This is a genomic window from Geomesophilobacter sediminis, assembly GCF_016458275.1.
In the GTDB taxonomy this organism is placed as follows: Bacteria; Desulfobacterota; Desulfuromonadia; order Geobacterales; family Geobacteraceae; genus Geomesophilobacter; species Geomesophilobacter sediminis.
Map to the genome: position 1 here is coordinate 270,753 of NZ_JAEMHM010000006.1, position 20,178 is coordinate 290,930.

21 protein-coding genes are annotated in these 20,178 nt (G+C 56.9%); 20 read left to right on the forward strand and 1 reads right to left on the reverse strand.

Going from position 1 to position 20,178, the window contains the following annotated elements; all coding sequences use genetic code 11:
* Nucleotides 1-4 precede the first annotated feature (4 nt).
* The gene (locus JFN93_RS09205; RefSeq protein WP_199383766.1) at nucleotides 5-700 is read right to left on the reverse strand and encodes a LexA family transcriptional regulator; all 696 of its coding nucleotides are present in this window, start codon (nucleotides 698-700) and stop codon (nucleotides 5-7) included.
* Nucleotides 701-762: 62 nt separating this feature from the next.
* Between JFN93_RS09205 and JFN93_RS26070 the strand changes: the two genes are divergently transcribed.
* From JFN93_RS26070 to JFN93_RS09305, 20 genes are all read left to right on the forward strand, one after another.
* The gene (locus JFN93_RS26070; RefSeq protein WP_407931877.1) at nucleotides 763-924 is read left to right on the forward strand and encodes a hypothetical protein; all 162 of its coding nucleotides are present in this window, start codon (nucleotides 763-765) and stop codon (nucleotides 922-924) included.
* A 286-nt stretch (nucleotides 925-1,210) separates the two neighbouring features.
* Nucleotides 1,211-2,056 (forward strand): plasmid replication initiator TrfA, encoded by an 846-nt coding sequence (gene trfA, locus JFN93_RS09215; protein ID WP_215907718.1) that lies wholly within the window; start codon nucleotides 1,211-1,213, stop codon nucleotides 2,054-2,056.
* Between the two features lie 261 nt (nucleotides 2,057-2,317).
* Nucleotides 2,318-2,683 carry a hypothetical protein gene (locus JFN93_RS09220; RefSeq protein WP_199383768.1) on the forward strand — a complete coding sequence of 122 codons (366 nt, stop codon included), beginning with the start codon at nucleotides 2,318-2,320 and terminating at the stop codon, nucleotides 2,681-2,683.
* 118 nt (nucleotides 2,684-2,801) lie between these two features.
* Entirely contained in the window at nucleotides 2,802-3,398 is a 597-nt protein-coding gene (locus JFN93_RS09225) for a sigma-70 family RNA polymerase sigma factor (protein WP_199383769.1), read from the forward strand.
* A gap of 35 nt (nucleotides 3,399-3,433) precedes the next feature.
* Nucleotides 3,434-3,931 (forward strand): hypothetical protein, encoded by a 498-nt coding sequence (locus tag JFN93_RS09230; protein ID WP_199383770.1) that lies wholly within the window; start codon nucleotides 3,434-3,436, stop codon nucleotides 3,929-3,931.
* A 63-nt stretch (nucleotides 3,932-3,994) separates the two neighbouring features.
* Nucleotides 3,995-4,612 carry a hypothetical protein gene (locus JFN93_RS09235; protein ID WP_199383771.1) on the forward strand — a complete coding sequence of 206 codons (618 nt, stop codon included), beginning with the start codon at nucleotides 3,995-3,997 and terminating at the stop codon, nucleotides 4,610-4,612.
* Between the two features lie 200 nt (nucleotides 4,613-4,812).
* Entirely contained in the window at nucleotides 4,813-5,694 is an 882-nt protein-coding gene (locus tag JFN93_RS09240) for a ParM/StbA family protein (protein ID WP_199383772.1), read from the forward strand.
* 7 nt (nucleotides 5,695-5,701) lie between these two features.
* A complete protein-coding gene (locus JFN93_RS09245) occupies nucleotides 5,702-6,007 on the forward strand; it encodes a hypothetical protein (protein ID WP_199383773.1) in 306 nt (101 codons plus the stop codon).
* 109 nt (nucleotides 6,008-6,116) lie between these two features.
* On the forward strand, nucleotides 6,117-6,713 hold the full coding sequence (locus tag JFN93_RS09250) for an OmpA family protein (protein WP_199383774.1): 597 nt from the start codon (nucleotides 6,117-6,119) through the stop codon (nucleotides 6,711-6,713).
* Complete coding sequence (locus JFN93_RS09255; protein WP_199383775.1) at nucleotides 6,710-7,450, forward strand: DsbC family protein; 741 nt, start codon at nucleotides 6,710-6,712, stop codon at nucleotides 7,448-7,450. Before JFN93_RS09250 ends, JFN93_RS09255 begins: the two co-directional genes overlap by 4 nt.
* Nucleotides 7,451-7,508: 58 nt before the next feature.
* Complete coding sequence (locus JFN93_RS09260) at nucleotides 7,509-7,814, forward strand: hypothetical protein (RefSeq protein ID WP_199383776.1); 306 nt, start codon at nucleotides 7,509-7,511, stop codon at nucleotides 7,812-7,814.
* A 54-nt stretch (nucleotides 7,815-7,868) separates the two neighbouring features.
* The gene (locus tag JFN93_RS09265; protein WP_199383777.1) at nucleotides 7,869-8,132 is read left to right on the forward strand and encodes a type IV conjugative transfer system protein TraL; all 264 of its coding nucleotides are present in this window, start codon (nucleotides 7,869-7,871) and stop codon (nucleotides 8,130-8,132) included.
* Nucleotides 8,133-8,154: 22 nt separating this feature from the next.
* Nucleotides 8,155-8,733, forward strand: coding sequence for a type IV conjugative transfer system protein TraE (locus JFN93_RS09270; RefSeq protein WP_199383778.1), 579 nt, complete (start codon nucleotides 8,155-8,157; stop codon nucleotides 8,731-8,733).
* Nucleotides 8,730-9,683 (forward strand): type-F conjugative transfer system secretin TraK, encoded by a 954-nt coding sequence (locus tag JFN93_RS09275; protein WP_199383779.1) that lies wholly within the window; start codon nucleotides 8,730-8,732, stop codon nucleotides 9,681-9,683. The genes JFN93_RS09270 and JFN93_RS09275 overlap by 4 nt, the downstream gene beginning before the upstream one ends.
* Nucleotides 9,673-10,923 (forward strand): TraB/VirB10 family protein, encoded by a 1,251-nt coding sequence (locus tag JFN93_RS09280; RefSeq protein ID WP_199383780.1) that lies wholly within the window; start codon nucleotides 9,673-9,675, stop codon nucleotides 10,921-10,923. The genes JFN93_RS09275 and JFN93_RS09280 overlap by 11 nt, the downstream gene beginning before the upstream one ends.
* Complete coding sequence (traV, locus tag JFN93_RS09285; protein ID WP_199383781.1) at nucleotides 10,920-11,444, forward strand: type IV conjugative transfer system lipoprotein TraV; 525 nt, start codon at nucleotides 10,920-10,922, stop codon at nucleotides 11,442-11,444. Before JFN93_RS09280 ends, traV begins: the two co-directional genes overlap by 4 nt.
* Nucleotides 11,445-11,446: 2 nt before the next feature.
* Nucleotides 11,447-13,900: a TraC family protein gene (locus tag JFN93_RS09290; RefSeq protein WP_328753773.1), complete on the forward strand. Its 2,454-nt coding sequence runs from the start codon at nucleotides 11,447-11,449 to the stop codon at nucleotides 13,898-13,900.
* A 4-nt stretch (nucleotides 13,901-13,904) separates the two neighbouring features.
* Nucleotides 13,905-15,857, forward strand: coding sequence for a hypothetical protein (locus tag JFN93_RS09295; protein WP_236021604.1), 1,953 nt, complete (start codon nucleotides 13,905-13,907; stop codon nucleotides 15,855-15,857).
* A gap of 16 nt (nucleotides 15,858-15,873) precedes the next feature.
* Nucleotides 15,874-19,542 (forward strand): conjugal transfer protein TraN, encoded by a 3,669-nt coding sequence (gene traN / locus JFN93_RS09300; RefSeq protein ID WP_199383783.1) that lies wholly within the window; start codon nucleotides 15,874-15,876, stop codon nucleotides 19,540-19,542.
* The gene (locus JFN93_RS09305) at nucleotides 19,542-20,165 is read left to right on the forward strand and encodes a hypothetical protein (protein ID WP_236021605.1); all 624 of its coding nucleotides are present in this window, start codon (nucleotides 19,542-19,544) and stop codon (nucleotides 20,163-20,165) included. Before traN ends, JFN93_RS09305 begins: the two co-directional genes overlap by 1 nt.
* The last annotated feature ends 13 nt before the right edge of the window (nucleotides 20,166-20,178 follow it).

Genomic DNA, 20,178 nt, shown 5'->3' on the forward strand with positions numbered 1-20,178 from the left:
CCGCCTAGATTACTCCGCCAGCCCAGACAACCCTTCCGACGATATTCAGTTTTTCAGTATCATCACCGTGCAATATCTCAGGTTCGTACAACGGATTGTCACTTCTGATGACCACAGAACCGTCGAACTTTTTCTGAAGGCGTTTGACGAGCAGAGCGTCATCAAATTGCAGAACATAGATAGCACCATCTTCCACCCTTGATACTCGGGTATCAACCAGTATCAAATCTCCGTTGCTCAGGGTCGGTTCCATACTGTCGCCATGAACGGCAATCAGTGCAAGGGAGTCTCTCGGGATACCCAGCACATTCTTGACCCAATCAGCCTTGAAATAAAGATGGTCGACGATCTGTTCGCTATGAATGATGGCGCCGCCACCGGCGCTCGCATGCACTTCATATCGCGGTACCCGAATATACCCTTCCTTCTCCATTACGAGATGCTTCCCCTCCAATTTCTCCGTTGAGACATCACCTTCCTCTGCAAACATCCACTCCAAATCGATGTGGTTCTTGATGCACAGGCTGATGATCCTTTCGTACGGGATCGTGTTGCGCCCTTTCCAAACCCCCAACAGCCTCGGGTCCACATCGAGAGCCCTTGCGATATCAACATCCCCTTTTACGTCGAGGGCAGTTTTCAGCTTTTCGATGATTTCAGAGATCTTGAAGTCTTCATGTTGTGCATTTTTTCTTGACATGTTATCATCCTTATGTGATAATAATCATCATGATGAAGATTTCGATGAAAATAAAGATCCTGATGATGGAAAAAGGGATATCAGGATCGGATATCGCCAGGATGGCAGGTGTCCATCGGACGGCCGTCTATCATGTAATCAGCGGGAGGGCAAGATCTCAGCGGATTCAGAGAATTATCGCCAGAGAGCTAGGTGTCCCATACGAGAGTTTGTGGGCTCGATGAAAGCTGTTGAGATATCATCAGCTTGGATTTCTTGCGCCTCAATTACTCATCATCTTATAACACAAAAAATTATACAATTCATCAAAATGTTTTTCATCTCTTCTTTATGTTGCAAGAGACGCCGTGAAAGTCACCGTAGAATACATAAATTCGTGTGATCCGGAGGCAAGATTTGAGCGTCTGATGAATATCATCCGACGCGACCTCGAACGGCAAGCCTTTGAGAGGAGTGCAGGAAAGGAGATCGTTCCCGCGGTTCTGCCTTCCCCCGTGACGGAGGTGGCCATTGCACTGTAATACTCAGGCCATCCCGGGTTCCTCTTCCAGATTGCCCAAGGAAACCGAAGTCGACTCTTTCGAGCGAATCCTTGCGAGCCTCGCAGCAAAACCCAAATACCTCCCAGAGTGGCCGGATGGTCAACGAGCCATACCGAACGAGGTTCTCCGCTCAGCCCTCTTTAATTGCCGAAACAGAAATCAGAAACGCATCTTCCTCAAAGACATTGAAATAGCCGTCATCGGCGACGGGCAGATCATGTACCGCGGAGAAGAGCTGCGCCAGGATGACGAGCTTGTCTGGCTCCATCTCATTCACTTGGCAAAGAAAGTCGCCCTCGGAGAATGCGTAGAGTTTACGCCCTATTCTTTCGTCAAGGCCCTTGGGTGGCCAATCAAGGGGCAAAGCTATGAGCGTCTCCGCACCTGCCTCAGCCGGATGCAGGCTACCGCGATCCGCATCCATTCCAAGCGGCTCGGATGCTTTATCAGCGTATCGTTGATTCTCAAGTTCAAATCAAGGGACGAGAACAACGAAAACATGTCGCGATGGCAGGTTTGGGTAGGCGAGGAAATGCGGCTGCTGTTCGACGATGACTTTCTTACGAGGGTGAACTGGGAAACCAGAAAATCATTGCCGGACGGGATCACGTCAAAGCTCTTCGGATATTGGGCGAGTCACCGGCAGCCATACCCGGTAAAAGTCGAGACCCTGGTCAAGCTATGCGGCTCCGAGATGGCGCAGAAAAACTTCAAGATCGAACTCAAGAAGGCCCTTGGCGAGCTCGTCAGGATTGAGTTTCTTGACAGTTGGGAAATCGTGGAGGACCTAGTTGCGGTCAAGAGGAGGTATTGACCTTTGACTTACCAGCTATTGACCTATGACCAACCAGCTATTGACCTTTGGCTTACCGGGCATTGACCTTTGACCAACCGGTATTGACCTATGCCAAACCAAAACATTGACCTTTGACTTACCGGACTGTTGACCTTTGACCAACTGCATGTCCGGAGAATCGCAAGCAATGACAGTGCATTGCGGGGTTTTCAACAACCCGCTAACCATATTCTAACCCTTTTTAACCAAATAAGGGGAGCAAGCCAGGAGGAGAGACGCATGAACTGCCAATTTCCATACGATGCAATGGCCATCGTCATAACTCACTTGCGACGGTCTGGAATGACGATCTCCAAAGCCGGTGATTCCTACCGGATCGTAGAAGGGATCTTAAATCTCAACGTCGTCAGCGAAGCTGTACGGGACCGGGCAATAACAATTGCCGAAGACGGTTCTATCCAGATATGCGGGGCGTATATCCCCACAGGATGGGACATCGTTCGGATTCGCCGGAAAGTGGAAGATCATTTGCGGAAATCTGCCTCCACAGAAGAAATCATCCGTATCGCCTCATGCCTTGGCGTCACGCTGATTTCTAGCGACAGGGAGATCGCGAAGCCAGACTTCTCGGTTCCAGGCATTTAGCAGCTGTTTTCATAACCGCATATTTCATTGCTGGCACGGCCAAGCGCTTTCAGGCGCGGCAAAGCCGGTCTTCGGAGCTCGACTCCGTGGCCGGCTTTTTTTGTTTTTCGGAGGCAACATGGATTTCCTGATGGCTGTCGAGTGGGTTCAAGAAAACAGGGAGGGCATCAAGTTGATGATCTCCCAGTATCGCAAGTTCTCGCCCTACGAAGAGAGCGACTACATCCAGGAAGCCTATGAGGCGGCAATGGTGGCGACCTTGCGAAGCGAATCGAAGGGGATACCGTTCGAGGCCGCCTTCTGGACCATTTTTCGGAACCAGATCAGCGTCATGACCCCGAACCTCAACCACCACGGCTCGAACTCGATCTCATCTCACCTGTGCTCTTTCGACATCGACAACGTGTCAGCCAATGATCAGAACGGTGAAAGCGATATGGTCATAGAGGCGGTATTCGAGGCGATCCAGCAGCATCTCACCAAGAAGGAGCAAGAAATCTTCTCCTTGTCTCTCGGCTTGACCGAAGCGGGAGCGTTGTCCAGCTATGAGATTGCCAAGCTCCTCGGTTGCTTGCCGACCAACATACGCAACACGTTCAGCAGGGTCTTCAGCCGATTGAAGAAGCTGGTCGCCGAAGGCGTTGTCGATCCGGCGAGGATCAGAAATGAACAGTTCAACTCCAGGCAGAGAAGTTCGGCAGGTGCCTGCATGTGAAACCTCCCGAACACCAGCCCCAAGGACAACCCACTATGGATCTCAAAACCGCCGTGAAGACCTTCAAACCGGTCACCGGCAAGGTCATGAGGAGATTGTCGCAGGACAACATCATTTCCTTCCCTCTCGACGATGCCGATCAACGCCTTCTGTCTTCTCTCAGTCACATCTGGAGGCACGACTGGTATGTCTCCCAGATGAACAAATCGTTCAGGCCAGACAAGAGAGCGGCAATGCTGGCTTTCCCGGAATTCGGAAAGATCGAGCGCTACATCCTCAGCACTTATCTGAATCTGAAACCCCGCATGAAGGTATCGGTGACCGAGATGGCCGACAGGATTCACGAGTTCTTCGAGGTCGAGTATCCGCTGAGCAAGATAAAGAGGGTCAGACAGATCGCTTACAACCTCCGCCGCAGATCGAGGGAGGAGTCATGCAAGCGGACCATGATCCAACTGGCTCTGCTGGAGGAATCCAAGGAAAAAAATTCGCGGGAACGTCTGTCATTTTCACCAGATAAACTTTCAAAATGAACGTAGTTCATTATGAAAGTTATTGTTGCGCCCTGCTGCGCATGGCATCGAACGGAGGTGGACATGGAACGGGAAGACTTGATTCAGGATATCAGGGGGCAGATCGTCGTTGCGTTTCTCTCTGGAATGAGCGTTGTGGAAATCACCAGGGCACTCAAGAAAGGCAATGTCGAGTTCGTGCACAGCTTCCTCAGAAGTATCGGTCACATCAAGAGCATGGACAAGGAGTCCTATCATCAGTCTTTCGATATCGACTGGCCTCTCGAAGCGGCGCTCCGAAAGATCGGATACACATTCGCCAGATGGTGTAAGGGATGGGGATTCGATCCAGCCGTTGCGGAATTGGTCCTCAAGGACCGGCCCAATATTGACCATACCCCGAAGGAGCATGAGGCCATGAAACGGGACTTCCCGGAAGCCTATGCCAAGGTGTTCGGCAAAGATGCCGAACAAGCATCTGCAGCAGTGAAAGCGAAAAAGCAGTATCCAACGATATGCCTTACGAGGGACAGCTTGCGGGAAGCCTACCTTGCCGAGATCCCCGGCCCGCCGGTTCTGAATGCGTGCGGTGCCAGCCTGGATCATGCGTATGAACGGATCAAGGAGGTATGGAAACTTTACGAAAGTCTTTTGAGGCTCAAATCCGCGATCGAAAACCACATCGCCAGAGAATCCTTTTAGGGCGCCAAATAGGTCGCTGTTTTGGCTGATAGCCAGGCGACACCCCGAATATGGTTGCCAAATCTCCGCCATAATCGTCACAGTTCGGACATATCCCCATTTTTTTCTCCATTTTCCTCCCCAATAGATGTCCCCCCGCTAGATATGGGGGTAATGGGGAACATTTGTTCCCCATTAACGACACCATAAGGGAGGCAAACATGAACGTGCTGGTCTGTGATCTGGGGTTTTCTTCGGCCAAATGGATCTACGGGGAGAGGAAAGGCAGGATAATCTCCGCTTTCCGGTATGACGGAGACAATCTTCTCATCGGGGAAGAGGCGCTGCTCTCTTCCGGCTCCTCCTACCTTAAGACAATGGAGGAACTGGGAAGGTACTATCCTGTTTTCGTGGAACATTGCCAGCAAATCGCGGAAACTTCCGGGGAACTGGTACTGGCTGTCGGCCTGCCTTACTCCTACTGGCTGGAGCAGAATAAGCCCGGGGGGGCGGTACCCGCCATAGCCAAGGCTCTTTCCGGCGGCGCGATCAGCGATGTCGCAGTTTTTCCGCAGGGGCTCGGCGGCATCAGGGATTACCTTGACCAGGCCAATGAACGTCCTGACGGCAACGTCCTCGGCATCGACATCGGGTTCAATACCGTCATAGTGACGCTTTTCTCCCCGGCCAGGAGGCAAATCATCTACGGCAAGACGCTCAACAAGCGCGGGGTCCATCAGATGGCGACGAGCTTCCTGCTACCCCGCATCAAGAACCTCGCTCCGTCAGGGACGTTCACTCCCGTCGAGATTGCGTTTCTCATCGAGAAAGGATACCTGCAATACGGCTTTGAGCGCCATGACGTGACCAGGGAAATCCATGAAGCGGGGGTAACCTACATCGAGCACATCCTGAAAGATGTCCAGGGGGAATTGCAGGCCCACGTCGGAATGCATGCCGACTTCAACCGGGTCCTGCTGTTCGGCGGAGGGGCAGCACTTCTCAAAGACGACTTTCCGGCAAAGAACATCGAGGTTGTCATCCTGCCTGAGCCGGAATTCGCTAACGCCCGGGGATTCCTGTCGCTCGCCGGCGGAAAGTGAGAGTGACATGCCACAGTACACGATCAAGATCAACACATACGATCCGGTCATCATCGAGGCTTTCGCCCGCTTACGGAAGAGCCGGAAGCAGGCGGCGTTCACGCAGGAGGCGCTGAAACACTTCATCGCCTCCGACAAGGGGGCTCAGGTCATCAAGCTCATGAGCCAGGAAACCCGGCCGTCACCAGGGTCGGACTCGCCTCAGCCACTGAAGGTTCATCATGAAACGCGGCCTCCGGCCTCATCGGCGAATGATGTCCGCAAACCATCGCTGGAACCCTGCAGCGATGTCCTGGAAAAAATTTTGAAATAGCCGAATGCCCCGTTTTCCGCGGGGCATTCTCATTTTCCCGCCTCGTTTCTGTCCGAACAACTGTCCCCCCCATAGATATTACCCGTGAAAGAAACAATTCGGAGGTCCCATGCCCGGAAGATACATCGCCATCGGATTGGCACTCCTTGTTCCCGTCGCTGCCGAAGCCGCAGTCATCAAGCAGAGGCCCTTTGACTACTCCTTTGAGGTGGCAGACGTGAGGGGAAGCGACGTCTTCGTGGTCTGTACAAGCTCTCCCGATGATCGGCTCTCCGTGCTGCCAGCTCCCCCACCACTGGCAGTACGGTCGAGTCGTGACGAAATCCCGGTGAAAGAAGTGCTGAAGACGGCGCCGCCGGCAGTTGATGCCCGCAAGGATTGCGTCAATTGTCTCCTGGGAACGGTCAGGTTTGCCTTCGACAGCTGGGAGATAACGAAGGATCAGCGGGCAAAACTCGAGGAGGTGATCAAAACGGTTCCGGAAGGTGCGGTCGTCAACATTGACGGTTACACCTGCGATCTTGGCAGCGCGTCCCACAACTTGCGCCTCTCATACAAGAGGGCGAACAAGGTCGCTGCGTATCTGCGCGGAAAGGGCGTTCCCGTGGGGAGAGTGAATGGCCTGGGCGAGTGCTGTCCCGTGTCCGACGACAAGCCGCAAAACAGACGTGTCGAGATAAGCACACAGCAAAAGGAGGAGAAGTGAGAGTTCTGACGAAGAAAAAGCTCAAGATCGGCGGGATCATCCTGGTCATCGTCACCACGGCGGGTCTTTCCGCGGCGAACGAGAGCCTGAAGTCCGAGGAGAAAAACCTGAAGAAGAGCTTTCCGAATCTGAGAGTAGACAATTTCAGGGAATCACCCGTGAAGGGGCTGTACGAGATCGTTGCCGGAAACCAGGTTTTCTACTTCAGCCCGGACGGCTTCCTGATGTTCGGCGAACTGTGGAGCAAGGACGGGAAAAACCTGACCGCCGAGACACGCGAGAAGGTCCTGGCCGAGAAACTGAAAAGCATCCCGCTGGACAAGGCCCTGAAAATCGGCTCCGGCCCGCACCAGGTCATCGAGTTCACCGACCCTGATTGTCCCTTCTGCCGCAAAGTGGACGAACTCCTCGCGAAGAGGACCGACATCACCCGCTATGTGTTCTTCTTCCCGCTTCGGAGAATTCATCCTGATGCGGAAAAGAAGGCCCGTTACATCCTGTCGCAGAAGGAGAAGGAGAATGCATTCCGTGAGGTTCTCAGCGGCACACTGGACGGCAAGCCGATACCGCAGGATGAAAACAATGCCTCGCAACTGGAGGAGATGGAAAAAGTCGCCCAGAGCATTGGCGTGCAAGGGACGCCGGCCATCTGGATTGACGGCGTTGCGATCAACGGGGCGGACATCCCGCGCATAAAGGCGCTTCTGGACGGAAAGGGGGTGAATGTCCCGAAATAACGTCAGACGAGTCACGAGGGTAGCAAGTCGTCACACCACAACAAGGAAGGAGAACAAAATGAAATTTAACAGGAAAAAGATGTTGATACTGTTCGGGCTCGCTGTGGCGGTCACCCTCGTGGCATCACAGGCCATGGCCCTCACCGCCCCCGTAGCCGGATCGTTCGGTTACGAGGCCTATGACTTTTTCATCAACAAGCTGGTGAAGGGGCCCTTCGGGGCGATCGCCTCGGTCCTCCTCATCCTCACGAGCATCATCTTCTTCGTCAAGCAGACCCTCGCACCGGCAATTACCTGCATCCTGGCCGGGGTCCTGCTCATCAACGCAAGCGCCATCGTGACCTCTCTCGGCTGCGTAATGTAACTGTAACAACAGACGGAGGGGGGATCACTCCCCCCTTTTCAAGGAGAACGCGGGATGGTCCGTTTCCCCCAATATCTTAGCCAACCCTTCCAGATCCTCTGGTTCGAGCCCGACGACATGGCTTTTATGGCGGTCGGCTTCATTTTCGCGCAGAAGTTTGGCGGCGTCTTCTGGTTTTTGATGTTCGTTCTTCCCTGGATATATGGCCGCATGAAGAAACGGTATCCCAGGGGCTTTCTGCGCCACACGCTTTACTTCACGGGGATCGCGCCAATGAGGGGTTATCCCCATTTCTTCCAGAAGCATTTCCTCGATTGATCGCCTGACAGGGAGACAGACAGTGAAACTGGATATTTTCCTCCAACGCAATTCGAACATCTTTGCCGAAAACCGACTGCTCAAGTTCGCCATCATCATACTGGGGGTGGCGGTCGTCATAAATACCGTCGGAGTCTTCACGGCCCTCGACAAGCAGAGGGTCATCCTCGTACCGCCGGTCATAAACTCGAAGTTGATGGTTTCCGGCGACAAGGCTTCGGACGAATATCTGAAGGAGTTTACCAGATATGTTCTCGGACTGGCCCTCACCTACAACCCGGCAACCGCCCGGACCCAGTTCAGCGAGATCCTGGCTGTCTACGATCCTTCAGAGTTCCAGAAGGCGAGGAAGGAACTGTACGAGCTGGCCGACAAGATCGAGAATGCCCGCGCCTCCAGCGCTTTCTATATCCAGTCGATCACCAACGATGCAGACAAGCGTCGCATCGAGGTCGCAGGCACAAAGAACACCTACATGGCCGAGCAGAAGGCCGATTCCGTCCAGACCACCTACATCATCGAATACCGCTTCGACAGCGGAAAATTCATCCTCACTCGTCTCTACGAAAAGACGGCGCAGGGTGAGAACAAGGGGGCATGATGCACAAGGTCGCTTTTCTGGTCGCCGTTATGGCGCCGATGATGGCGTTCGCAGCCGACCATGGCAAAACTGAGCAGACAATAAAGCAGCGGAGTGTGGCGCCGGTCGAGAAACAGGCAGAGCAGTTCCCTCCCGAAGGGGAGTTTCCAGTCGTGATTCCCCCGGAGGTCACGACGACCATCCGACTCTCGAGCTCCGATCTTAACCGGATTTCCTGCACTGCGGAGATCAAGGAGGCCCTGACATCTACCGAGAAGGGGGTCACCATCAAGATCACCGGGAAGGACGCCTTCGTGAAGTTCAAGGTTACGAAGCGGGGCGACAGGATGGTCTACTCCACCACGCCTACCGAAGTCTATGTCGTGTGCGGGGATGAAACCTACAGCATGATCGCCTTCCCCCAGCGTATTCCTTCCCAGACCATCCGGCTTTCCTCCGGCAAGGAGAAGAGGATCAAGGAAAACATCTCCCTCTATTCCGGCCTGCCTTTCGAGAAGAAACTGCTCAAGATCATCAAGGAAGTTTTCACTGAGCAGATCCCCGACTCTTACACGGTCACAAGGGAAGTAAAGCGATTCGACGCGTACAAGGAAATCAGGCTGACCCTCCGGAGAACGGTGGACATCGAAGGTGAGGGACTCCGGGTGAAGGAGTACGAGGTTGCCCTCAAGGATGGTATTCCCCAGTTCAAGATGAACGAGAAGATGTTCATCCGCACGGAGCTCGCGGAGAATCCGGTTGCGGTCTCCCTTGAACGGCATCTTCTCCGGGGAGGGGACACTTCCAGGCTTTTCATTGTCGAGCAGCGTGCCACCAGGCAAGGGATGAAAAGACTCGACGGAGAGCTCCCGGTCATGGACGCCAGACCCCACGAAGCTCGCCAGCCCCAGAGGAAGGGACTGGAGCACGAAGCGGGCTTCAAGGCACAGGAGGCAGACGATGAAAAATAGGCTTCTGTCCTACTGGAACAGTCTGAACTCTGGGCAACGCCGTACCGCGGTCATATTCGGAATCGGGATTTTCACCGTCTTGCTGAGCGTTGCCATCTACCTGACGAGCAGCAGGAGCGATCAGAAGACAGGAGAGGAGAAGAAAAGCTCGCCTATCAGCCTTGAACCGAAGCTGCTGGAGAAGAACCAGTTTCTGGAGAGCCAAAAAGAGATTACCCGGCGCGACGAAAAGGTGGCCGAGCTGCAGAAAAAGCTCGAGGAGATCTCCCAGCAGAAAAACAGCCAGGTGGCGATGAATGTCCAACAGCCGGCTCCAATGCCTGCGAGCGGGCAGCCGGCCACTACCGCAGCCCTGCACCAGCAAAGCCCGTCTGACGCAAGCGGCGCAAGGCCGATCGGCGGCAGACAGCGTGTTCCTCAGCCTCCGCCGCTTCCCCAGAGTGCCATCCCGCCACCACCCTCCATGCCGAGCAGTGCGCAGGGGCAACCGATTCCGCCGCCCGAAACGGAGGTGGGCGACATCAATCTTGTCGTTGGTCCTGCGCAAGGCGCTCCGTCCAGAGATACCGTGGAAGATAAAAAAAAAGAGAACGTTACAGTCTATCTTCCACCATCTTTCATGGAGGCGACCCTTCTTTCCGGATTGGACGCACCAACCGCCTCGGAAGCGAAAGGTAATCCCGTGCCGGTACTCCTGAAGGTGAAGACCCCCGCGGTGCTCCCCAACAGCGTCAAGGCAAACCTGAAGGGGTGCTTCGTCATCGCGGATGGGAGGGGAAACCTCGCCACCGAAAGGGCGGAGCTGCTCCTAGTTTCCTTGTCGTGTCTGGACAGGAAGGGACAGGCAGTCATCGACCAGAAGGTGAAAGGCTTCGTCGTTGACGAGGACGGCAAGATCGGTCTGCGTGGCAAGGTGGTGGCGAAGATGGGAGCGATGGTCGCCCGGAGCATGATCGCCGGCTTTTTCGGCGGCGTCGGCGACGTCCTCAAGGCTTCGGCAACAACGACTTCGGTCAGCGCCCTTGGGACTACACAGTCGATCAACGCCAACGACCTGGCGGTTGCAGGAGTCGGTAACGGGCTTTCCAGCGGCTTCAAGGAAATCCAGAAATTCTACATGGAACTGGCCCGGCAGACGCTGCCGGTCATCGAGGTGGGCGCCACCAAGCCGGTCACGCTTGTGGTGAGCGAAGGAACGAACCTGGAGATCAAGAAGATCTCGAAGGGAGGGGCTAAGTGAGAAAGGCCGCATTACTTTTCAGCGCGTTTTTCCTTGGAGGATGCGCATTCTTGAATCCGTACGAGAGCGATTTCAGTTGTCCGGAAGGAAATAACGGGAAATGCGTCTCCGTGCAGCAGGCATACGAGGACAACGGCTCGGTTCCCACGAAGGCCACTACAGACGTCTCAAGGAAAGGGAACTGCACTTCCAGCTACAGTGAAATCGACGGTGCGGTGTCGCTCGATACTGTCTGTTCAGATCCGCAACCGGCGACAACTTCAACCCCTGCCGCAACCATGGTGCTCAACCAGGAAGACCGGAACTACAACCACTACCGCTCGGCACTCTTCGAAAAATTCAACGGCCTCCTGAAGGAACCGGTGACACCGGTGGTGGCTCCCCCGAAAGCGATGAGGGTTCTGCTTCTCCCCTACACCGGGCAGGAAAACGAGTTCTACATGCTCAGGTACGTCTACTTCTTCGTTGATGAGCCCCGCTGGATTCTTGGCGATTCAGTCCTTGAGGAAGAGGAGGAATAGACGTGGGACTGTTCGATCTCATCTTCGGCAAAGACGGCGGAGCCACCGTTGCGGGACTGCGGGCCATGACAGAGCGCGACCGGTTCGCCGAGTACCTGCCGTGGGAAGCCTACGGCCCTGAATCCCGGCTCTATATCAATATCGACAACACCGTGGGGATGATGTGGGAGTGCTCGCCGCTGGTCTTTGCGGGAGAGTCGACCATGAGAACGCTTGAGGGGCTTTTCCGTCTCAATCTTCCCGACGGGGCGATCATGCAGTTCATCCTTTTCGCCGACCCGGACGTCACGCCGATCATCCGGGACTTCAACTCGATGAAGTCCCGGAAAAGCGAGCTGATTCAGGATGTCGCAGAAAACGTTTCCGATTTCTATTTGTCAGGGGTCGAGGGCCTCCCGAATCTGTCCGGGATACCTATCCGCAACTTCCGGCTCTTTTTCACCGTGAAATTCCCCGACAGGGAACTGCCGAACGTCAACATCGACGAGATCAACGGGACGGTCCATGAGATCCTCCAGGGTGCCGGGCTTTCGCCCAGGAGCGTTGAGCCTGGGGTACTGCTCGATTGGTTGCGCCGGATGATGAACGACACCCCGTCGGAAAACAACGGCCACTACGACGACCGCAAGGAGATCCGCAAGCAGGTACTCCTCGCCACCCCGATCGAAACCGGCTTCTCGCGGTTGAAGTTCGGCTCGAAGTGCTTCCGCTGCGTGACGCCGCGCTCCTACCCGCGAGAGGGAAACCCGATCCAGACCAACAAGCTTTTCGGCGGGATCATGGGACAGCCAACCGACTCGGACCAGATCAGGACGCCGTTCTTTTTCACCCTGAATATCATCCTCAAGAACCAGAAGCAGAAGCTCCACACCAAGTGCAACCTCGTTCTCCAGCAGAAGGGGGTCGGTTCCTTCGCCCCGTCCCTCGCCCGCAAGCAGGAAGAATACATGTGGGCGGCCGACGAACTGGAGCGGGGAACGAAGTTCTTCAAGATCATTCCAGTGCTCTGGGTCTACGGCAGCGATGAATGGCTGGTGAACGAGTCTGTCACCAGGGCCAAGCGTGTGTGGGAGGGTCAGGGATACGTGATGCAGGAGGATAAGGGCATTCTCCCTATCCTCTTCATCTCCGCCCTGCCGTTCGGCCTCTACGACATCAAGAGCAACGTCGAAACACTTGACCGGGACCAGATCATGCCGGTGGGCAGCATTGCCGCCACCCTGCCGGTGCAGGGGGACTTCTCCGGCCTGGGCCGGCCGGCGATGCTCTTTGCCGGCAGAAAGGGACAACTGTTCGGCCTCGACATCTTTCACAAGAAGGGGGTCAACAACCACAACGCGATGGTCTGCGCGGAGAGCGGAGCCGGCAAGAGCTTCTTTCTGAACTATCTCCTCTTCAACTACTACGCCTTGAAAGCGAAGGTGAGGGTGATCGACATCGGCGGCTCCTACAAAAAGATGACCATGCTGTGCGGCGCCCGCTATCTGGATTTCTCGGAGGATTCGGACGTCTGCCTCAACCCGTTCACGAACATCGTGGACGTGGAGCACGACATCCCAATCATCGCCCCGATCGTGGCGCAGATGATCTTCTCCTCCGGCAACTCCAGCCCGAGCGAAACCGAGATGACCCTCATCAAGGAAGCGGTCCGCTGGGCATGGCAGCAGGAAGGGAATGACGCCGGGATCGACACCGTCCACGAGTATCTGTCCAACTTCGACCGCTATTCCAACGTCGGCGGCGAGGTGAAGGATGCGGCTGCCCGCCTCGCCTTCAATCTTGGGGATTTTCGGAGTGACGGTCCGTTCGGCCGCTTCTTCAACGGCAAAAGCACCTTCGACATCGCCAACGACGAGTTCGTTGTTCTCGAACTCGAACATCTCGTGCAGAAAAAGTCGCTCTTCAGGGTCGTCACCCTCCAGGTGATCAACGCCGTGACCCAGGACCTCTATCTGTCCGACCGTTCCGACCGGCGGCTGATAGTGTTCGACGAGGCATGGCAGTTCCTGGGGGAGAGCTCGACCCTGAAGGAAGTCATCGAAGAAGGGTACCGCCGCGCACGCAAGTACGGCGGCAGCTTCACCATAATCACCCAGTCGGTACTGGACATGAAGCGTTTCGGCGGCGTCGGAAACGTCATCAGGGAGAACTCCGCCTTCAAGTTCTATCTCGAATCCAAAGCATTCGAGGAAGCGCGGAACGAGAAGATGCTCGACTACGACGACTTCACCATGGATATCCTCAAGTCCACCAAGAGCGCCAAGCCGAGGTACTCGGAGATCTTCATGGATACGCCATACGGCGTGGGAGTGGGGAGACTGGCGGTCGATCCCTTCTCCTACTACGTCTTCACGTCGGATGCGGACGAGATCACGGAAATCGAGCAGCTGGTAGATGGAGGCATGGGGTACGAGGATGCGATTAGGGAGATGGTTAGGAAATATCGCGGCGATTAGCGTTATGGCAACAGTCATGGCCGGCAATGCCCTGGGAGGAACATACGACGACGCCAAGAGTGCCGGGACGGGCTCCGCGCAGACTGCGCTCTCCCGTTTCGGGAGCCAGGACGGGTCGAACCAGAACATCTCCCAGCCGTTGACGAGCCCGACGAAGCTCTTGCAGACCGTGGACGGTTCACAGAGTTTCCAGGCGAACATCACCTCGCCCTCTTCGGCGAAATTCCTGGAGGTCTTCATCCAGCCGGCAGGGACCGGCGACCTGCAGAAGGTCATCGTCAGCCAGGACCTCGACACCAACGGAACGTTCGATTACGTCTATACCCTTCCGAGAGCGGTTTCAGGGGTCTGCGGCAACGGTTATATCGCCTGCGATCCGGGGACCTGGAACCATTGCCAGTATTTCAAGTGGACGGCCGGTCCCGACGGAAAAATCGCCGATTCCGCCACATCGATCACCGACTTGGGGGGCTGTTACTGCATCAATCAGAGCTGCGGCAGCAACCTCGTCTGGGCGAACAGCGCGGTGATCCTCCAGGACCTGGGAGGAGGAATCGTCAATGCCATCCATAACGGCAATTCCGCCTTCACCATCACCAGCGTCAACTACGACCTCACGACAATCGACTACTTCGGCCGCGTAACTGGCAACTCGACGACCGCCTCCGGCTCCATCAATTCGCTAGCTTCATCGCCGACCGTAAGCACCCTGAGCGGCTACTACACCAACTGGGCCGGATTGACCGCGGGCAGGGACAACGCCGCCATCGCCCAGTCCACGGACCCGAATAGCCTTTACTACCTGATCTCCAATTCCGGTGCCTCCACCCAGGCGAGTGGCAAGATGAGCGCCTGTACTGTGAAGCGCAACGGTGCGGTGCAGACAACGGTCCGGACGATCAACGACTCGGGGACCGGCCAGCTCTGCACCGACCACTTGGTCTATATAAAGGTCCACAAGGTGAGCGATTCCGAATACCAGATGCAGTACGTCGATACCGGCCCCGGCGGTCTCGGGACGGCCCATTCCAACTGCGGCGACAATCCTGGCGGGAACGGCTGGCATACCATAAAAGACGTCATTCTTACTCCGCCCGACCCGAACCGGCTGGAAAAGATGATGCAGGCGAACCTCACTCTATCCAACATATCCGGCCCTGGCTGTTCTTCCGGCTCCGGCTCGGTAGACGGGATAGTGAACGGCTTCGACACCTCCCTCCAGACCAGCGTTGTCTGTCCATCTTCTGGCGCCCAGTTTCCGACGTACAACTGGAGCTACTACATTCAGATAAAGGAGGACCAGTACGGCGAAGGGGTGGACAACCAGTGCGCAACGCTCGAGAACGACCCGGATTGCCGGTTGCAGAACGAAACAGTCGACGGCGTTCAGACCATGCTGAACTTCAACGCCACCGGGCTCACTCCACTTCCCAGTTGCCGGCAGTTCATCGGCCAGGTGGGGACCAACACCATCTGCCGCAACTGGTGGCAAAAGAAGCGGAGCTACGTCTGCGGCAACCAGGCATACGATTTTTCGGCCATCGGAACCAGGTTCGGCAAGGTCACCACGACCGTTACCGACAACACCTCCAGCCTCGACTTCCAGGACAAACGCCTCACGGCCGGAGGCTGGAGCGACGCGACCGGCAGTTTCGCCCTTCCCGGACGCGACCAGTCCCCCACCTGCGAGCAGGCATGCAAGACCAGAAAACCCAAGAACGACACCCAGGTGACGGTATCGGGCGATGTCACAGAGATGAGGAATCCCGCGACCTCATACGACTTCTTCTACCGGGTGTGCGACCGCAACAACGTCTGTCCCGCAGGTCCGGGGGAAGAGATCGTCAAGGACTGCCAGTGCATCAACGATTTCAACGAGGCGGCGACAATCATCCAGACGCTCCGGACGGCGGGGAAAGACACCATCTGCACCACCGGCGCAAAGAAACCGCTGTAGGTCGAGGTGAGACAGCATGATGTTCCGAATCCTATACGCCATGATCCATGCAACCCTGATCATCTCCCTCAGTGGCATCCCCCGGACGGCCCTCGCCGCGGTGAGCTGCCAGGATCAGATCAACCCGAACACGACGATCCGCTACAGCGACACCCTCGTCTCCTTCGTCTCGTACAACGGCAAGACCTACGCCATCGCAAAATCGGCGGCGACCGGCGGCACCTCCGAAGCGGAGACTTTCTTCGATTTCTCGGCCAACATCACTCGCGCCTACACCATGACCGGCGACAGCACCGGTTCCCTGAAAAACCTCCTCTCGCTCGGCAAGTTCGGAGCTGCAAAGCCGGTGAAGATCGACAGCGCCGACACTGAGAAGTTCATCCTCACTCAGTACGGCAAGTACCTGGGAAGCGCCTCCACGCCCAAAAGCACCTACCTTGACGCCTGGAAGGAATACGGCGCGAGCGGTTTCACCACCGTTGACGGCTCCGCGCTTTCCTACACTAACTGGGCTTCTCCAGTGTACAGCGGACAGGACCCGCAGGCAGTCGTCATGGGCGGAGACGGCAAATGGACGAGCGGGCTTGACGGGACGAGGAGCGGGCAGATCGTCCAGTTCGACGGGGTGCTCGATTGCGCCGCCTCGTTTTCGCCTCCCCAGACGGGAGACGGCACGACCACTACACCTCCGACGACCAGAACGAGTGGTCCCGATCTCTCGAAGCCGGTCTGCGGCCAGGATCTCAACAACAACGGCTACGCCGCCGACCTGGGGGAGATAGCGAACTGCATCCAGACGACCCAAGGGCTCTTCTGTCCCGTAGGGTCCGTCAACTGCGTGGAGACCTATTCCGCCCCGATCTGTCCCAGCGGTTCCGCTTTGAACACCTCGCGGGACATGTGCCAAGCCGATGCCGTCGTCACCTGTGGGAGCGGCTACAGCTACGATCCGTCGTTGGACAAGTGCGTTCGGTCGATCGATTGCCCGGAAAACGGACTATTCAATCCGGTAACCGACCGTTGCGAGAAGCTGGTCCAGAACGACTGCCCGACCGGATACTCCTACGACGGCAACAGCTCGAGTCCAACCTACGACCGCTGCGTGAAGTCCGCCACATGCAACGACGGCGGTTCGTTCATCGCCAGCAGTGACCGGTGCGAACGTGCCTGGATGCCGGTCTGCGACTCCGCCAATGGCTATTCCTACAACTCCGCCACCGGACAGTGCCAGCGCTCTCCCGTCTGCTCATCTGGCTCCTACAATCCCGCCTACGACCTGTGCACGAAGCAGTACGCAATCTCCTGCCCGTCCGGGTACAACTACAGCGCGACGACCGGTCGCTGCGAAATGCAGCCGGTCTGCCCGAGCGGCACATCGTTTAACAGCATCACCAACCGGTGCGAAACATCCGCTACCACCATCACCGGATACACCCAACCGATCACCGGCAAGACAGAGATCATCAAGTACAAGGCCAGAGGAAACACGAGCACCGGAATAACCCAGTACTCAACCTCTCCGCTGGCCCTCGACAGTCTTAGCTTCGACTTCATCCTGCAGAACGGCCAGGTCGTGCTCAAAAAGGAGTGCGCCTGGGGAGGCGCGGGGAACTGCGGTTGCGACCGGCCACACTGGAACGGCTGGTGCCGAGCGGGCACGGACCTGACCCAGACCAGGAACGGCAACACCCTCACCGTGGTCGCCACCATCTTCGACTGGAACTATGACTATTACTCCCCCTACTGCGATCCCGGCTACACCCTGTTCTATGATTACGATTCAGGGTCTCCCTACTGCATGGGGTGTCCGACTCAGGCTTATGACTGGGAAAGCGGGAGTTACTACACCTACTACTCCTGTTCTGGAGAGGTGCGATATCCCGCTTCCAAGTCTTACACGACAGGCGCCGCGGCAAGCGCCGACCTGTCGGAGTTCGTTTCGTGTCCCGCGGGTTACACCCTGACGAGCCCGCCCAGCGCCTCCACATGCACGACGATCGTGAGCCAGTGGGGCGTCCAGACCGGCATCACCGACTGCACCCAATCCGGCCTTTATACCTGCTCCGCCCCGGTCAACGCCTGCGTTGCCGGCTACACCCTGTCGGGAAGCGTATGCTACCAGAACCCGACCTGTCCCTCCGGTTCCTTCGACAGTACGACCCATACCTGTTATGCCCCGGCCTCCTTGCTCTGCGACGACGGCTTTCGCCTCGACACCGCAGCGAACACTTGCGTCAAGTCACCTTCCTGTCCGGGAGGTGTTCTCAACACCGGGACGGATGTCTGCGAAGCGACCGTGACGAAGGACTGCGGTACCTATGCCTTCGACAGCGGCGCCAATGTCTGCTATTCGGCGCCGGTCTGTTCCGCCGGGGTCTACGACGCCACCTTCAACCTCTGTCTCGGCGCCTTGACAAGAAACTGCGGCTCCTATGCCTGGAGCCAGCCGGACTTCAAGTGCCTGCAAGCGGTCTCGTGCCCCAAGCCTGACGGTTTTTCGCAGTCGTCTTCAGTGGCCTTTTCCAGCTCTCTCGACAGGTGCGTCTCCGAAGCGCAGCACGACTGTCCGGCCGGGACCGCCTACAACGGGCTTCCCGTCGAGAAGTGCGAGGCGGTGCCGATCTGCACCGGCGACGGGATCTACAACACGACGGTCCACAGCTGCTTCCTGGGGATGAACACCTGTCCGCTCGGGACACAGTACACCTGCATGGACAACAACGGGACCATGCAGTGCTCGCCCAACCAGTGCTTCACCGCAGGGACAAGCGGTACCGAAGAGACGACGGTCATGGACGAGTCGATGATGCAGGACGACGGCCAGCGGGACGAGAACGGCAACTGCCTCGACCAGCTCTTTGTCTTCAACGGCAAGTCGTCCCGCTGCCGGCCGCCGGGACTCACGGTGGGAATGATCAACAACTGCTGCGAAAGCGACAGCGTCGGCACGGACGACATGGGGAGTAACATCTCCATGGTCGCCAACGGAATCCAAACCGCATACGAAATCGGCCAGGTGGCCTACTACTCGAATCTGGTGACGAGCGGAGCGGCCACCCTGACTCCCCTGGTCGGCACGACATCGGTGGGCATCGTTACTGCGACAGGCACCACGACGGTCAGCGGCGCCGTTGCCACCGGCGTGTCGACAGCCGCGGCAAGCGGGACCACGGGAGCCGCAGCCATAGGTTCCGGTTTGCAGGCATACGTGGGAGCGTTGCTGAACCCGGCCACGATCGCCGTGGCAATCGTCGTCATGGTCGTCATGAAGGTCCTCATGGGAAGCGGCTGCGACCAGGGAGACATCCAGACCGGGATGCAGGCCGCGGCCAAGGATTGCCACTATATCGGCGATTACTGCGAGAAGAAGTGGCCCTTGGTCGGCTGCGTCCAGAAGGCGAAGGGGTACTGTTGCTTCAACACCAAGATGGCGCGGATCATCCACGAGCAGGGACGGCCGCAACTGCTGTCGTTCGGCACTGACGGTGCCTGGGGTACCCCCAGCTCCCCCAACTGCCGGGGCTTCACGCCGGACGAGTTCCAGTCGCTGGATTTCTCCCGCATCGACCTGTCGGAGTACTTCGGAGACATCCAGAAGGACCTGGCGATGAAGATCCAGGGGGCACAGACATCGATCCAGAACCGGGTGGAGCAGAAATTCCAGGCAACGACGGGGGCCAACTGATGAAGGGCGTTATCGTCATGGCTACGGTGCTCCTCGTGGCGACCTCCGCCGATGCCAGAAATCTGGGGACGGTCGGGGCAACATACCAGATCGCCGAGCGGGACGCCCTGACCGAGATCGAGCAACGTGCGAAAGGCATCGACTGGAGCAAGGTCGTGAGAAGGAAGGCGATCGATGATTACGACGGTCCGCCCGACCGGGTGCATCTTCCTCGCGCCGCAAGGGACAGAAGATTTCCGGTGGACATGACCTGGACCCTGGCGACGGATATTCCGGACGGCAAGGGTGGCGTGCTCTACCCGCAAGGGTACACCTTCAACCCCCTCGATTACATCACCTTCACCAAGACCCTGGTAGTGATAAACGGGAACGATCCGGCGCAGGTGAAATGGTTCGCATCGTCGGAATACAAGGGACGCATCGACGTGATGCTCCTTCTCACCGAGGGCCCTTACCGGACCCTGGGGGAGAGGCTCGATGTCCCCCTGTTCTACGCGGACAGCACGATCATCGAAAGATTGCGGCTTTCGGCAGTGCCCTCGGTAGTGAGACAGGAAGAGAGACAGATGGTGGTGAGAGAGGTTGCAGTCCCACAGACCGCACGGAAACATCATGGGGAATAGCGGGATCACGAAA